This window comes from Dehalobacterium formicoaceticum, assembly GCF_002224645.1.
Taxonomy (GTDB): Bacteria; Bacillota; Dehalobacteriia; order Dehalobacteriales; family Dehalobacteriaceae; genus Dehalobacterium; species Dehalobacterium formicoaceticum.
Window position 1 is genome coordinate 943023 of record NZ_CP022121.1, and the last position, 15538, is coordinate 958560.

At 44.7% G+C, this 15538-nt stretch carries 18 protein-coding genes and 1 pseudogene; all 19 read left to right on the top strand.

The window, feature by feature from the left end:
• Window positions 1–71: 71 nt before the first annotated feature.
• Complete coding sequence (locus CEQ75_RS04650; RefSeq protein WP_089609290.1) at window positions 72–317, top strand: AtpZ/AtpI family protein; 246 nt, start codon at window positions 72–74, stop codon at window positions 315–317.
• Between the two features lies 1 nt (window position 318).
• Complete coding sequence (locus tag CEQ75_RS04655) at window positions 319–618, top strand: ATP synthase subunit I (RefSeq protein ID WP_089609291.1); 300 nt, start codon at window positions 319–321, stop codon at window positions 616–618.
• Entirely contained in the window at window positions 619–1296 is a 678-nt protein-coding gene (atpB, locus tag CEQ75_RS04660) for a F0F1 ATP synthase subunit A (RefSeq protein ID WP_089609292.1), read from the top strand.
• A 54-nt stretch (window positions 1297–1350) separates the two neighbouring features.
• Window positions 1351–1578: an ATP synthase F0 subunit C gene (gene atpE, locus CEQ75_RS04665; protein WP_089609293.1), complete on the top strand. Its 228-nt coding sequence runs from the start codon at window positions 1351–1353 to the stop codon at window positions 1576–1578.
• Window positions 1579–1649: 71 nt separating this feature from the next.
• Complete coding sequence (gene atpF, locus CEQ75_RS04670) at window positions 1650–2135, top strand: F0F1 ATP synthase subunit B (RefSeq protein ID WP_089609294.1); 486 nt, start codon at window positions 1650–1652, stop codon at window positions 2133–2135.
• A complete protein-coding gene (locus tag CEQ75_RS04675) occupies window positions 2132–2698 on the top strand; it encodes a F0F1 ATP synthase subunit delta (protein WP_089609295.1) in 567 nt (188 codons plus the stop codon). The genes atpF and CEQ75_RS04675 overlap by 4 nt, the downstream gene beginning before the upstream one ends.
• A pseudogene (gene atpA / locus CEQ75_RS04680) lies at window positions 2699–4204 on the top strand (F0F1 ATP synthase subunit alpha).
• Window positions 4205–4262: 58 nt separating this feature from the next.
• The gene (atpG, locus tag CEQ75_RS04685) at window positions 4263–5114 is read left to right on the top strand and encodes an ATP synthase F1 subunit gamma (protein ID WP_089609296.1); all 852 of its coding nucleotides are present in this window, start codon (window positions 4263–4265) and stop codon (window positions 5112–5114) included.
• 41 nt (window positions 5115–5155) lie between these two features.
• The gene (gene atpD / locus CEQ75_RS04690) at window positions 5156–6556 is read left to right on the top strand and encodes a F0F1 ATP synthase subunit beta (RefSeq protein WP_089609297.1); all 1401 of its coding nucleotides are present in this window, start codon (window positions 5156–5158) and stop codon (window positions 6554–6556) included.
• Window positions 6557–6558: 2 nt separating this feature from the next.
• Entirely contained in the window at window positions 6559–6963 is a 405-nt protein-coding gene (locus CEQ75_RS04695) for a F0F1 ATP synthase subunit epsilon (protein ID WP_089609298.1), read from the top strand.
• 155 nt (window positions 6964–7118) lie between these two features.
• Complete coding sequence (locus CEQ75_RS04705; protein WP_089609300.1) at window positions 7119–7886, top strand: YwmB family TATA-box binding protein; 768 nt, start codon at window positions 7119–7121, stop codon at window positions 7884–7886.
• 169 nt (window positions 7887–8055) lie between these two features.
• Complete coding sequence (gene murA / locus CEQ75_RS04715; protein ID WP_198306639.1) at window positions 8056–9303, top strand: UDP-N-acetylglucosamine 1-carboxyvinyltransferase; 1248 nt, start codon at window positions 8056–8058, stop codon at window positions 9301–9303.
• A 109-nt stretch (window positions 9304–9412) separates the two neighbouring features.
• Complete coding sequence (gene spoIID, locus CEQ75_RS04720; RefSeq protein ID WP_089609303.1) at window positions 9413–10357, top strand: stage II sporulation protein D; 945 nt, start codon at window positions 9413–9415, stop codon at window positions 10355–10357.
• 73 nt (window positions 10358–10430) lie between these two features.
• Entirely contained in the window at window positions 10431–11111 is a 681-nt protein-coding gene (locus CEQ75_RS04725; RefSeq protein WP_089609304.1) for a M23 family metallopeptidase, read from the top strand.
• Between the two features lie 117 nt (window positions 11112–11228).
• Window positions 11229–11483, top strand: a complete 255-nt coding sequence (gene spoIIID / locus CEQ75_RS04730; protein ID WP_089609305.1) for a sporulation transcriptional regulator SpoIIID — start codon at window positions 11229–11231, stop codon at window positions 11481–11483.
• 274 nt (window positions 11484–11757) lie between these two features.
• A complete protein-coding gene (mreB, locus tag CEQ75_RS04735) occupies window positions 11758–12789 on the top strand; it encodes a rod shape-determining protein (protein WP_089609306.1) in 1032 nt (343 codons plus the stop codon).
• Window positions 12790–12958: 169 nt separating this feature from the next.
• Complete coding sequence (locus tag CEQ75_RS04740) at window positions 12959–13570, top strand: copper amine oxidase N-terminal domain-containing protein (RefSeq protein ID WP_089609307.1); 612 nt, start codon at window positions 12959–12961, stop codon at window positions 13568–13570.
• Between the two features lie 71 nt (window positions 13571–13641).
• The gene (locus tag CEQ75_RS04745; RefSeq protein WP_089609308.1) at window positions 13642–14655 is read left to right on the top strand and encodes an LCP family protein; all 1014 of its coding nucleotides are present in this window, start codon (window positions 13642–13644) and stop codon (window positions 14653–14655) included.
• The gene (locus CEQ75_RS04750) at window positions 14655–15422 is read left to right on the top strand and encodes a WecB/TagA/CpsF family glycosyltransferase (RefSeq protein ID WP_089609309.1); all 768 of its coding nucleotides are present in this window, start codon (window positions 14655–14657) and stop codon (window positions 15420–15422) included. Before CEQ75_RS04745 ends, CEQ75_RS04750 begins: the two co-directional genes overlap by 1 nt.
• The last annotated feature ends 116 nt before the right edge of the window (window positions 15423–15538 follow it).

Here is a 15538-nt window from a genome sequence, read left to right on the forward strand (position 1 = left end):
ATTTTTTTTCAATTGATGTATACTGATAATATTAAAATTAAATTAAATATTAATTTTAGGTGGCAAGATTATTGTCTAATAATAACAAAGGTAATATTTTCAGATATATGCAGGTGGCGGTAACTTTTGGGATCACAACGGCACTGAGGATTTATCTGTTGGGTGTTTTAATCGGAGGTTGGCTGGATAAAAAATTCGATTCATCCCCCTGGTTCATGTTATTGGGGGTACTGCTTGCCATTTTTTTGTCCTTTAAGTTTCTTTTGGATCAGACGGCAGGGATGGAAAAGAACAAATCAAATACAAAGGAAAAGTGATATGTGGCAGGAGATATTGATTTCATTGTTGGTAGGCTTGGTATTTGGGTCTTTAATCGGGGCCCTCAATCATTGGTTGGTCTGGTCTGCCTTAAAAAAAGCCGGTGATGTCCCTTCCCCAGCGGCAAAGAATAAATTAATGGGACGTTATCTAATCCGCTTCATGTTGGATTTTCTGGCAATGGCAACCTTCTTTATCCATAAAGATCTCTATGTTTTGGTGGGCACGGCAGTGGGTCTGACCCTGATCGGAAAGGTTTTAGCCGTTAAATATTCTTTCGTAAAAAAGGAGGTGAAATAAATGGAAGGTCATGGTACGACGGCATTGTTTGAAATTTTTGGTTTGAGGGTGAGTAGTTACGTAACCACCATGTGGCTTGTGATGGCGGTAATATTGATTTTTAGCTATTTTGCTACCAGAAATCTAAAAAAGGTTCCCAGCGGTGCTCAAAACGCCATGGAATATATTATCCAGGTGTTAACAGAGTTTTTTTCCGGGATCATGGGGCCAAAAAGGGCGAAACAGTATTTACCGATTCTGGTAACCTACTTTTTATTTATCCTTTTCTCAAATTATAGCGGCCTTTTACCCCTGTCAGGTCATATACCCGGTTTAGCAGCACCTACCTCGACCATTAGTGTGACTGCCGGTTTAGCCATCGTTGTGTTTTTCTGTACCCACTTTTTTGGCATCAAAGAAAATGGCATAGGATATTTTAAACATTTTTTCCAACCGGTGGCTTTTTTATTTCCTCTGATGATTATTGAGGAACTTGTTCGGCCACTTTCGCTCTCTCTTCGACTTTATGGTAATATATTTGGAGAAGAGATGGTGACAGCCCAGCTTTTTGCTATGGTTCCCTTTGGGGTGCCACTTATTATGCAGTTGATGAGTATCTTATTTGGTTTGATTCAGGCCTTTGTTTTTACCTTGCTGGCAGCAGTTTATTTCGGTGGTGCTACCGCAGACCACCATTAATATCGTTTATTGCCTGACTGATTGGAGAGATATTCTAGAAAGGAGGGAAACAGAATGGAAGGTTATATTGCATTGGCCGCTGGTTTGGCAATTGGTCTTGGTTCGCTTGGCCCTGGTATCGGACAAGGTATTGCCGCTAAAGGAGCATTAGAAGGTATGGCCCGTCAGCCGGAAGCCGCCGGTGATATCCGGGTATCTATGATTTTGGCTTTGGCATTTATGGAAGCGTTAACGATCTATGGTCTGTTAATCGCATTTATGTTAATCGGTAAAATAGCTTAAACAGCCTTGAGCCTCCCGGGGAGAATTGATTCTCCCCGGATTGGGCTTTAAGCAGAGGGGAGGTAAGCCAATTGCAAATTGATTATCATGATTTAATATGGGCTATCATAAACTTTGTGATCTTGCTAGCCATTTTATATAAATTCCTGTATGGCCCCCTGGTAAAGATGATGGATTCTCGTGAAAACGAAATCAAGGATAACATTAGTCAAGCGGAAGGGATGCGTGTAGAAGCAGACGCTGCTCGGACAGAAATGCAGGAGGTCTTGGCCAATTCCAGGAAAGAAGCTCAGGATATTATTAATAATGCCGCCAAGATGGGGGAAGATACCAAAAATCAAATTATTGCTGAAGCCAAGGATGCAGCACAAAAGCTGACGCAAAGGGCTCAGGAAGAAATTCAGCGGGAAAAAGAGCAGGCACTGGCTGAGATTCGTAATGAAGTGGCAGAATTAGCTGTTTTAGCAGCGGGGCAAATTATTGGTAAAACAATTACCGCGGATGAACAGAAAAAACTGGTTGACCAATACATCCAAGGGGTGGGCGGTATTCAATGATTAATAAAACGATTGCACGAAGATATGCCCAGGCCATTTTTGCCATTGCCCAGGAAAAAAATTTAACAGAAGAGTATGCCCGGGATTTAAAAAAGGTTATTCAGCTTATTGAGGGCAATGAGGATCTTAAGATCCTATTCTATGGGCGTTTTGTGCCCTCAGAAGCAAAAAAAGAAGCGGTCTCTAAAATCATCGCGGATGAGCTTGATCCCATGGTGGCTAATTTTATTTATCTGCTGCTGGATAAATCACGGGAAAACTATTTAACCGGGATCGCAGAAGTGTTTAATGAATTAGTCGCGGAGAAAAATAGGATCATGCCGGCCCAAGTTCGGACTGCCATTCCTTTGACAAAAAATCAGGTGCAGAGTCTGGAAAAAAAATTGTCCCAAATAACCGGCCGTAATATTCAGGCGGAGATTCAGGTAGAGCCGTCTTTGATAGGCGGCATGTCTGTGCGTATTGGGGACACTGTATACGACGGAAGTATTTTCAAGCAATTAAGTTTATTAAAAGAACACCTCCAACAAAATTCTGTTGGGAAGATAGGGGTGAGGCAATAAATGAGCATCAGACCTGAGGAAATTAGTTCGATTCTTAAGCAACAGATTGAAAAATATCAAGCTGATGTTGATGTTTCTGAAACAGGAACCGTGATTACCGTAGGGGACGGTATTTGCCGCATCTACGGTATGGAAAATGCTATGGCCGGAGAGTTGGTTAAGTTCCCCAACGGTGTTTCCGGCATGGTGCAGAACTTAGAGGAAGATAATATCGGTTGCGTTATTCTTGGGCCCTTTACAGATATTCGTGAAGGGGATGAAGTCAGGCGTACCGGCAGAATCATGGAAGTTCCTGTTGGGGATGCTTTGATTGGCCGGGTTGTTAATCCTTTGGGTGAGCCTTTAGACGGTAAAGGCCCCATTAAAACTGACACTTACCGGGCGGTGGAATCTCCGGCTCCCGGGGTTGTGGCCCGACGTTCCGTATATGAACCTTTGCAAACGGGCCTGAAGGCGATTGATGCTATGGTACCTATTGGCCGGGGTCAACGGGAGTTAATTATTGGCGACAGACAAACAGGTAAAACGGCTGTGGCCATCGACACCATCATCAATCAAAAAGGTAAAGGTGTTATTTGTATCTACGTCGCCATCGGACAAAAAGCTTCTACTGTTGCCAGCGTAGTTCAAAGGCTGGAGCAATATGGGGCCATGGACTATTCCATCGTGGTTTCCGCAGCGGCCAGTGAACCGGCTCCCCTCCTTTATATCGCTCCTTATGCCGGGGCCAGTATGGGTGAACATTTTATGTACAATGGGGGGCATGTCCTGATTATCTATGATGATCTCACCAAACAGGCGGCTGCTTATCGGGAACTGTCTTTACTTTTAAAAAGACCACCCGGACGGGAAGCTTTTCCGGGGGACGTTTTTTATCTCCATTCCCGGCTTTTGGAGCGGGCGGCAAAATAAAATGATGAATTAGGGGGCGGGTCCATGACAGCCCTGCCCATTATTGAAACCCAGGCGGGAGACGTTTCTGCCTACATTCCCACTAATGTTATTTCCATTACCGACGGACAGATTTTCCTGGAGACGGATCTTTTCCATTCAGGTGTACGACCTGCTATTAACGTGGGGATTTCCGTGTCTCGAGTCGGGGGCTCCGCCCAGATCAAAGCCATGAAGCAAGTGGCAGGACGTTTGCGCATGGATTTGGCTCAGTATCGGGAATTAGCTGCCTTTGCCCAGTTTGGCTCTGATCTGGACAAGGTGACCATGGCTACTTTGTCTCGAGGAGAGAGAATGGTAGAAATTCTGAAACAGGATCAATATGCCCCCATGGCGGTGGAGGATCAGGTGGCAGTAATTTTTGCAGCCGCGAACGGTTTTTGCGATGACATTGATGTCCATCGGATCCTGGATTTTGAGAAAGGTTTACTGACCTATCTGAAGTCCAATCGTGGGGAAATTCTTGAAACCATTGTCAAGGAAAAGAAACTTTCCGACGAAACTATTGACAAATTAAAAACTGCCATTGAAGAATTCAAAAAGACTTTTGCCTAATTAATCAATTAAATAGTAATAGTTAACGCCAACTAACTGTATAAGGTGGTGAAACAGTATGGCGAATGCACGGGATATCAGACGGCGTATCCGCAGCGTCAAGAATATGCAGCAGATTACTAAGGCCATGAAGATGGTATCCGCTTCTAAATTAAGAAAAGCCCAGGAAAATGTTACAGCTGCCCGCCCTTATGCTTTAAAAATTAAAGAAGTATTAGAAGATCTGGCGGGTAGTGTTCAGGAATACTCACATCCTCTCATGGAAGAACGGGAAGTAAAAAAAATCGGTCTGGTGGTTTTTACCGGAGATCGGGGTCTTTGCGGGGGCTTTAACAGTAATTTGATTCGTATGACAGAACATTTTATTGCGGATCAAGGCAAAGAGGCAGCTCTGATTGCCGTGGGCAGCAAAGGCCGGGATTATTTCAAAAAACGTGGTGTCGAAATCACGGAAGAATATATTAGCATTGGAGATAATCCAACCTTTATTCAGGGCAAAGAATTGGCAAAACGTTTGATCGCTTTGTATAGTGAGGCTGTTTTTGATGAGATTTACCTTATGTTTACAGAGTTTAAAACAGCCATGACCATGAGACCCATGACCTTGAAACTTCTTCCAATTCAACCGGGAGAAAAAGGAAAGGGAGAGATGGTTGAGTATCTCTATGAACCTTCAGAGGCAAGTGTTATGGAGCGCCTGCTGCCCTCTTATGTGGAAACCATTGTATACCGGGCTTTATTGGAATCAAAAGCAAGTGAGCACGGGGCCAGAATGACTGCCATGAGTTCAGCCACAGATAATACTGAGGAGATTATTGCCAAGCTGACATTGAATCTTAACCGCGCCCGTCAGGCTGCTATTACGACGGAAATTTCAGAAATTGTCAGCGGCGCAGCTGCGCTGCAGTAATCAACCCGTGGTCAAAGGATATGTAAGGGAGGTTTAAAAAAGTGGCAATTGGAAAAGTCAGACAAATTATCGGCCCGGTAGTAGATATCGAATTTCCTGCCGGCCAGCTTCCGGATATATATAATGCAATAACGATTAAAGAAGGCGGGCGGCTCAATATTACCTTGGAAACGATGTCCCACTTAGGCAATGATACTGTGCGCTGTGTCGCTCTTTCCTCGACGGATGGGCTACAAAGGGGTTTGGATGCCAATGACGAAGGCCATCCCATTTCTATTCCCGTGGGAAAGGCAACCTTAGGACGCATGATGAGTGTGATCGGCGATCCTATTGATGGGATGGGATCTATTGAGTCGGGGGAAACCTTGCCTATTCACCGGGCGGCACCTGGTTTTGATGAGCTGGAACCTTCTACGGAAATTTTGGAAACCGGGATTAAAGTAGTTGACCTTCTGGCTCCTTATGCCAAAGGAGGCAAGGTAGGCCTTTTTGGCGGCGCCGGTGTAGGGAAAACAGTTTTAATCATGGAGTTGATTCGTAATATTGCTTATGAACATGGTGGTTTCTCTGTTTTTGCCGGTGTAGGAGAACGTACCCGGGAAGGGAACGACCTATGGAATGAAATGAAAGAATCAGGTGTTATCGACAAAACAGCCTTGGTCTTCGGACAGATGAATGAGCCTCCTGGGGCCCGTTTACGCGTGGGCTTGACAGGATTAACCATTGCCGAATCCTTCCGGGATGGAGAAGGTCAGGACGTGCTCCTCTTTGTTGATAATATCTTCCGTTTTACCCAGGCAGGTTCTGAGGTGTCGGCCCTTTTAGGCCGGATGCCTTCAGCGGTGGGTTATCAGCCCACCCTGGCTACAGAAATGGGTAATCTTCAAGAAAGGATTACTTCAACGAAAAAAGGCTCAATTACTTCCGTACAAGCCATTTATGTTCCGGCGGACGATCTCACCGACCCGGCTCCGGCCACGGCTTTTGCCCACCTGGATGCCACAACGGTGCTTTCCCGGCAAATTGTAGAATTAGGTATCTATCCTGCTGTGGATCCTTTGGATTCCACTTCCCGGATTCTGGATCCCAGAATTTTGGGTGAAGAGCATTATCAGGTAGCCCGGTCAGTGCAAGGAATTCTCCAACGCTATACCGAGCTGCAGGATATTATCGCTATTTTGGGTATGGATGAATTGGCGGAAGAGGATAGGATTATCGTAGCTCGGGCACGAAAGATCCAGCGATTCTTATCACAGCCTTTCCACGTGGCAGAGGCTTTTACCTCAACGCCTGGGAAATATGTTCCTTTAAAAGAAACAATTAAAGGCTTTAAAGAAATTATTGAAGGGAAACATGATGACTTGCCTGAGCAGGCTTTCCTGATGATGGGAACCATTGAAGATGTGGTGGAAAATGCCAAACGGCTTGAAGGGCGTGGTTAAATATGGCGGAGAAATCCATTTTATTCGAGGTTGTCACCCCGGAAAAAAAGATCTGCTCCCAGGATGTGGATTCACTGGTGGTACCGGCCACCCAAGGTTATTTAGGGATTTTGCCGGATCATGCCCCTTTAATCACTTCCTTGGACATTGGCGTCGTTAAATTTACCAAAGACGGTAAACCTAAAAAAATGGCTGTCAGCGGCGGTTTTCTGGAAGTAAAAGATAACAAAGTTATTATTTTAGCGGATACGGCGGAATTAGGGGATCAGATCGATCTTGCCCGGGCGGAAGATGCCAAAGAACGAGCCCGGCGCCGTATGGAGGAACACGCTGCCAATTTGGATGTGCTGCGGGCGGAATTGGCCTTAAAGCGAGCCATCAGCAGAATCAATGCGGCACAAAAATAATATCGGTGATCAATTCAGAAAAAAAACATTTATCCCCCGTTACTTCGCCTCTTTGAAGCGGATAGCGGGGGATTTTTTATACTTCATAGGTGTATATTCTTTTCCCCGAGTGGTAAGGATAGTGACAAATATCATTGGGGGAAAAGAGGGAAATCATGAAGTTTAAACGGGGAATTTTTTTTACTTTTTTAATTGGGATCATTGCAATTAGCTCCTTTATCAACTATTATTACAATAGCGCAAAGCCGGCAGCGAAAATATCCTATCCATCCATGGAAGGGTCTTTTCAACAATCCCAGGCAACTTTCGCTGAAACGAAGCTTCAGGGATGGGCAAAGATTAACGAAAAATATGCTGCCCAGGAAGAGCTTTCGGCTTTTGGTGGCCAAATCCAGGGGATTTTGGGTATCAAAAACCCCATAACCAAAGAAGAGATTTCTGAAGACCGCTTTCGCAGCCTTAAGATTAAGGGACAAATTGAGAAAAATTTTGAGGCAGAAGTAGTTTTTCAGTCATTAAAGGACACAAAAAACCAGGAGGAAACGTATTTAATTATAAGTATGGTGGATCGTCGAGGGACTGGAAACTTAAAGGAGATGGAAGAGAGCATCCATACATCTTTCCGGTTGTTTGATCAGCAGCCCAAAATAAATCAATTGTTGATTGGTTTTTATGGGGGAAAATTATCGCCAAAATCCTGTCAAAACAGGATCAATGAAATTTTCTCCGCCTTGGATGGAAAGATCATCGGTGAGGTCGAAGAAGAAAATTATCTGAGTAAAACCGGCTACGTGCCTTATTTTGAGGAAACATTGAAGGTGGATCAGCAGGATCTCAATTTGCAGGCAGCCATGTTTTATGATGAATTGGCTGATCGGACCTATCTTTATTTGGGTTCACCGTTGATATATGCGGATTATTAATGAAAGCCCCTGAGGGGAATGTTATTACTTTCAGAAAGTATAAGTTTTTAAAGGTTGAAAGTATAAGTGCAACTAAGGCTTGCGCTAAGCCTTCGGCTTGGCGCAAGCCAGGTTTTCTAATGAATTTATGTTATAATGCAGGGAATTGTAATCAGGAGGGAACGGGATTTTGGAGAGAATAATAATCGATGGTGGCATTCCTCTAAGAGGAACAGTTCAGATCAGTGGTGCAAAAAATGCTGTTTTGCCGGTTATTGCCGGGGCTATCCTGGCAGAGGAAAAGTGCCGGCTGCATGACATTCCGAATCTGGCGGATGTCTACACTATTTGTGAGGTACTCAGTTACTTGGGAGTGGAAACTAATTTGCGGGATCATCAGTTGATGGTGGATGCCTCGGAAATATTAGATTATAATGCGCCCCATGATTGCGTACGCCGCATGCGGGCCTCCTTTTTGGTTATGGGACCTTTGTTGGCTCGTCTGGGACGGGCAAGAATGTCTTTACCAGGCGGATGCGCCATTGGCAGCCGCCCGATTGATCTTCATTTAAAGGGTTTTGAAGCCCTTGGTGCTGATGTCACCATTGGTCACGGTTATATTGAGGCTCGGGCCAAAAAATTAGTAGGTAATCGAATTTATTTGGATTTCCCCAGTGTGGGGGCTACAGAAAACATTATGATGGCAGCCACCTTGGCGGAAGGGATGACCACAATTGAAAATTCCGCTGAGGAACCGGAGATTGTAGATTTGGCGAACTTTTTGAATGCCATGGGGGCGAACGTAAAAGGTGCCGGAACTAAGGTGATCCGTATTGATGGGGTAAAGCATCTCCAGGGTGTTCAACACACGGTAATTCCTGATCGGGTGGAAGCAGGCAGTTTTATGGTTGCTGCTGCGGCCACGGGAGGCAATGTGCTGATTAACAATGTCATCGAGGATCATTTGAAATCAGTGGTGGCTAAGCTAAAGGAAGCAGGTGCGGAAGTATTTGAGGAAGGGGACGGACTAAGGGTAATCGGTACCCAGGACGTTATTCCCGTAGATATTAAAACACTGCCTTATCCAGGTTTTCCCACGGATATGCAGGCTCAGTTTATGACTTTGATGGCATGCTCTAAGGGAACCAGTGTAGTTACAGAGACTGTTTTTGAAAATCGTTTTATGCATGTGGCAGAATTAAACCGCATGTCGGCAAATATTAAAATTGAAGGACATAGTGCTGTGATCAAAGGGGTCGATAATTTAACGGGGGCTGACGTTAAGGCCACTGATCTCCGGGCCGGTGCTGCCTTAGTGATTGCCGGGTTGATCGCAGAGGGAAAAACATCCATCGGCTGCATTCATCATATCGACCGGGGATATGAAGATTTGGTAAGCAAGATGCAATCATTAGGGGCAAACATCACCCGGGGGTAGAAGCCGGAGAGGCCAGGGGGGCGGTTCAAAACCGTCCCCCTGATTTTTTTGTCATATCGCCGATCTTTTTTCATAGAGTTATTTATAACAATTTTTTTGGAGATAAGAAATGAAAAAGTTTTCTCTCTTTTTGCTTTTTGCTTTTGCTTTGGGGGTTTTTCTATTGTTGAAATATTTTGGCCCCTGGGAATCAGGAAGTATTGGAGGACCACTGATTCACGTTTATCTGGTCGCGGAAAATAAAACCCTTCAGATGCCTTTGGAAGATTATTTGGTGGGAGTCTTGGCGGCAGAGGTCCCTGCTCGGTTTGAAGAAGAAGCACTGAAAGCCCAAGCCATTGCAGCCCGGACCTATGCTTTAAAAAAAACAGAAGCCTTTAAAGACGGTGGCAATCCGGTTCATCCCCAGGGTGAGGTTTGCACAAATCCCGGTCACTGCCAGGGCTGGTTATCAAGCAAAGAAATGAAAGAAAAATGGGGTTGGCTAAAATATCGGGAATATGAAAGAAAGCTGCAGCATGCTCTACGGGAAACCCAGGGAGTGGTTGCAAAATTTCAAGGAAGACTGATTGATCCTGTCTATCATTCCACCTGCGGCGGGCGTACAGAAAATGGAGATCAGGTATGGACCCATTCGGTACCATACTTAACAAGTGTTTCCTGTCTGCTGGATCAGGAAGCTCCCAAATATCACGGAGAAATAGCCGTTCCCCTTAATGATTTTCTGGGAAGACTGGATTTAAATTCAAATGCCAAGAGTTTTAATGCTTCTTCTTTGCGTCTGCTCGCAAAAACTGAGACCGGCCGGGTTAAAAGTATCAGTGTTTTGGGCAAAACTTTTTCCGGGGGGGAAATACGAAGTAAATTTGGCTTAAATTCCACAAACTTTACTTGGGAAGTGACCAAGGACGCAGTAGTTTTCCACACTACCGGATATGGCCATGGCGTAGGTTTATGTCAGTATGGTGCCAATGGCATGGCAAAAAACGGGGCCAAGGCGGAAGAAATCCTGCAGCATTATTATCAAGGCATCACCCTTGATAAAATGTACTAGCAGGGAGATATCCTCTTTCTCACGTATAATTTAGCCAAAATATGGTTAAATAGTGGGAGAGAGGTGATTTTTTATGGATGAGATGAAGAAATTGAAGCTGAAAGCTTTGATCGCCGGAATAAAGGAAAAGAAAACGGCGCGGAACTGGTTTGCCATTGGGGCCTTAGTGATTTTGACCCTGGGGGGAACTTTGTTTTTTTGGCCTGATCAGGATATTAATGAAGAAATTGTCTTCACAGAAGAAACATCTGTCGGAAAAATTCCGGATGCTCAGAATACACAGACAATTCCTGCCTTAGCCATAGAAGAAGAATTAACTGAAACTCAAATCCCGGATGATACAGTGGATATAATTGAGGACAGCAGAATGAAATGGCCGGGGCGGGGAGATGTTATTACGGCATACGGTTTTGGCTATTCGGAAACCTTTGATGATTATCGTTTTCACAGCGGCGTAGATATTGCACTTTCTTCAGGTGATGAGGTGCAGGCGGCTTTGCCGGGCACAGTGACAAGCATTACAGAAAATCCCTGGTGGGGTTATGAAGTGGTGATCAAACATGGGGAAGATTTGGAAACGGTATATAAAGGGATCAAGCCTATTCAAGAGGCAGCCGGTTACCAAGTAGCTAAGGGCGATGTAATCGGACAGGTCTTGCCTCGGATTGCATATGAAGGGATGATGAAACCTCATCTGCATTTTGAAATTCATGAATCCGGAATAACAGTAAATCCCATGGAAAAATTAAATTAGGCAAATTTGCCTCTATGTACCCAATGGAAAAGAACTGAGAAGCCTGACGGCTTTTTGGTTCTTTTTTTGTCTTAGTGCCAATATATATTTAAAAAAGACAGTAGGGGAGGCTAGTTTATGCAGGACTACATCCAGAAGCGGGTGCTGGAAATTAGCCAATATATTTTAGAGTCATCGGCGACGGTGAGGCAAACCGCAACGGTATTCGGTGTCAGTAAAAGCACCGTGCACAAGGATGTCACGGAGCGGCTGCCTTTAATAAACGAAATGATTGCAGTCCGCGTCAGAGAAATTTTGGATACCAATAAAGCAGAACGTCACCTGCGAGGAGGCGAAGCAACAAAGAAGAAATACAGTACAAAAAAGAAATAAATCGAAAAATAGAGGATTTTCTTTGTAAAGGAAGAATATTTTGCAAAAGCCTATATCTTTGGTTTATAATAGTAATGTCTGATAAGACAATAGTGGTTAAAATCGAAGGCGCGGCCTTCGTTTTTGCTTGCACTTTCAAAAAGCATAAAATTATTAAGGTTGAAAGTATAAGTGCAACTAAGGCTTCCGCCTGCACCAGAGGCTTGGCACAAGCCAAGTTTTCTTAACATAAAAAGGGACAAGCTAACAAAGGCATGAAAGGAAGAAAAAACACATGTTTAGTCGGTTTAATTTTGGCAATGATATTGGAATCGATTTAGGAACTGCAACAATTTTAGTATATGTTAAAGGCCGGGGCATTGTCCTGAATGAACCATCGGTGGTAGCTATCGACAGAGAATCCGGACATATTTTTGCCGTAGGTGAAGAAGCCAGGCGGATGCTGGGGCGTACCCCGGGGAATATTGTGGCGGTGCGGCCTCTCCGGGAGGGTGTGATTGCAGATTATGATACGACAGAAAAAATGCTCAGGTATTTTATCACCAAAGCCTGCGGCAAAACTTGGCTCTTTAAACCCCGGGTGATGATTTGCATCCCTTCAGGCGTGACGGGAGTGGAGGAAAGAGCAGTTCGACAGGCGGCCGTATCAGCCGGTGCCAGACAAGCCTATTTGATCGAAGAACCCTTGGCCGCGGCTTTAGGTGCCGGATTGGATATTTCTCAGGCCAGCGGCAACATGATTATTGATATTGGCGGCGGCACCACAGATATTGCGGTGCTTTCCTTAGGCGGCATTGTATGCAGCCAATCCCTGCGGGTTGGAGGGGATAAATTTGATGAGGCGATTGTCCGTTTTATTCGCCGGGAACATAACCTGATGATTGGGGAACGAACGGCGGAAGAATTAAAAATAGGAGTGGGCACAGCCTATCCCCAAGGTCTTGAGGAAAATAAGGTCATGGAAGTACGGGGGCGGGATTTAATTTCCGGCTTGCCGAAAACGATTGTGATCTCTTCCCGAGAATGTTATGAAGCCATAGCGGAAACGGTAGATGCGGTAGTGATGGCGGTCAAAGAGGTGCTGGAGAAAACGCCGCCTGAATTATCGGCAGATATCATTAATAAGGGCATTGTCATGACTGGTGGCGGGGCCTTGTTAAACGGACTGGATGTATTGCTGGCCAGAGAAACAGGATTGCCGGTATATGTTGCCGATGACCCCGTTTCTTGTGTGGCTTCAGGAACCGGGAAAGCTTTATCACAGCTCCATGTGCTGCAGAGAACCGGAAGTTTTAAAAAAGAATAAACATCGTTTCCCCCGCAGGTACGGGGGATTTTCTTTGCCTATTTTTCTATGTTTCCGGCGGCACCAACACGATTTTTTAGACAGGATGACAGGAATATGCTATTATATGTAGAATATAAGAATGATATGACTAAAATTAGCTGGCATGTTGTTTTAAGGAGAATTAAGTATGATTACGATCCGACGTTTATCCTTTTTATTCCTCGCCATGTTTTTACTGGGGTTTTATTTTGGTCCTAAGGTGTCGGCAAATTTTTTATCTCCCGGCTCTGCAGAGGATCCTTTGGTGACGCAGAAGTGGGTAGATCAATACGTTGCTGAAGCCTTTTCTCCTATTCGGGAGCGCATTGCATCCGCGAACTTGAAACTGGAAGGCCTGGGTGCCCTGATCACGAAAATCGAAAACCGCTCCCGCCCGACCATCATATTAACGGTGGGATCTGTCAAAGGATTTGTTGATGATCTGGAATATACTTTAGATGCAGCACCTTTTATTGTATCCGGGCGTATCCTCTTGCCCTTGCGCTTTGTAGGGGAAGCTTTTGGGGTTGATTTCGCCTGGGATCATAATGCCAAAAGTGTTGCTTATCAATCTCCGGAAGGAAAAGTTATCTTGACTATCGGTGAAAAAACTGCCCAGTTAGGAAAAAATCAGGTGGCATTAGATGTTTCGGGAACCATTGTTGCCGGGAGAACCTTTGTGCCTCTTCGTTTTATCGGGGAATCCTTGGGAGCCAAGGTCACCTGGTATGGGGAAAAGAAACAAGCAGTGCTTAAATAATCCGGATCCGATGAAAAGTTTGAGGGAAACTTCAATACATTTAGACAGAGATAGTTAGGAGAGGTTACTAAGTGGAAAAATTAGATGATGAGTTTTGGGGCAATAATGGAACATATGAAATCAATAAACATCCCAAAACCCCTGAGAAAAATGCCAAATTTTTTCTCATGATGCTTTTTTGCATGGCATTCTTTCTGTGGGGCGGTTTCCAATTGTCTTATCTCTATCCGTTAGAGATTACAGAAGCACGGCCGCAGCCGCCTGTTGGGGAGGAATCACCCCCGGCCGTTGTTCCTGATGAAGAAAGCAAAGGGAAAGAAATTATTTTGGTGGTGGGGAGTGATAGCCGGAATGGTGAGCCTGCCCGTTCTGATACTATCATTTTGGTATTTTTGGATAAAGAGCAAAAATCAGTAGGAGTATTAAGCATTCCCCGGGATACCTATGTTAATATTGTGGGTAAGAATCTTAAAACTAAAATTAATCATGCCCACGCCTATGGAGGCATTGAAATGACCAAGGATACGGTGGAGGAGTTTTTGGATATTAAAATAGACCGTTACGTAGATATGAATTTTAAGGGTTTTGTCAAGCTCGTTGATGCTTTAGGGGGCATCGAGGTAGACGTGGAAAAGAGGATGTATAAACCGTCGGAAAATATTAACCTCAAAAAAGGCGAACAGAAATTAAACGGTGAACAAGCCTTGGCTTATGTGCGTTTTCGCGATGACGGCAAGGGTGATTTGGGCCGGGTTGAAAGGCAGCTTAAGTTTATTTCTATTTTAGCAGATCGTTTGACAAGTCTGAATACCCTATGGAAGATCCCCCAACTGGTGGGTATTTTCCAGGATAATGTGGAAACAGATCTTGCGCTAAAGGAAATGCTGTCTCTGGCTAATACTTATAAAAATTTTGATGCTGCCCAGTTAAGAACAGACATGTTACCGGGCGAGGGGAAATATATTAATGATGTCAGCTACTTTATCCATTATCCCAACGAAACTGCCCAATTAGTAGACGAGTTCCAATCCGGGGATGTACCCGTAGAAAATAAACAGGAAGAAACACAAAAGGGGCTGGAATAATGGCTTCATTAAAGATCCTGGGCGTCCGGGTGGACAAGGTTGATATGCTGGAAGCCCTGTGTTTGGTGGATTCATACATTCAGGAAGGAAGCTTTCACCATGTAATCACCTTGAATGCAGAGATTATTTATCAGGCACAATCTAATGAAGAGCTGAAGGATCTGATCAACGGAGCGGATCTGGTGACCCCTGATGGGTCCGGGATCGTATGGGCTGCCGGTTATCTGGGAGAGCCGGTAGCAGAGCGGGTCACAGGCATTGATTTAATGCTGGAGATATGTAAACAAGCCCATCATAACGGCTGGCGCATCTTTTTGTTGGGAGGAGCACCCGGCGTGGCTGAGGAAGCGGCACAAGCCCTAAAGAAAGATCAGCCTAATATCAATATTGTCGGTACCCATCATGGCTATTTCCAGCAAAGGGAAGAGGAAGCTATGCTGGCACAGATTAGAAAAGCCGAGCCTGATTTGATCTTTGTCGCTCTAGGTGCCCCCCGGCAAGAATTTTGGATTCGTGCCCATCGGGAGCAATTACCTGTAAAGATTGCGATTGGAGTGGGAGGGAGTTTTGACGTGGTCTCAGGCCGGGTAAAAAGAGCCCCCCTATGGATGCAGAAGATGAAATTGGAATGGCTGGCGCGGCTGCTTAAGGAGCCCTGGCGCTTTAAGAGAATGCTTTCTTTGCCCAAATTCGTGCTGATGGTGATTAAATCCAAGAGTGAGCTGGAAGCAAAGAAAAAATTAGAAAAGAAAAAAAAATTACCTTAAACATGATATAACAACCAACAACCCATAGCCGGGTTGTTTTTTTATTTCGGAAAGTACGGACAGCTTTTGAGCTTTGGGGGCGTAATGATATGTAAAGGCATTTCCACGAGGATCCC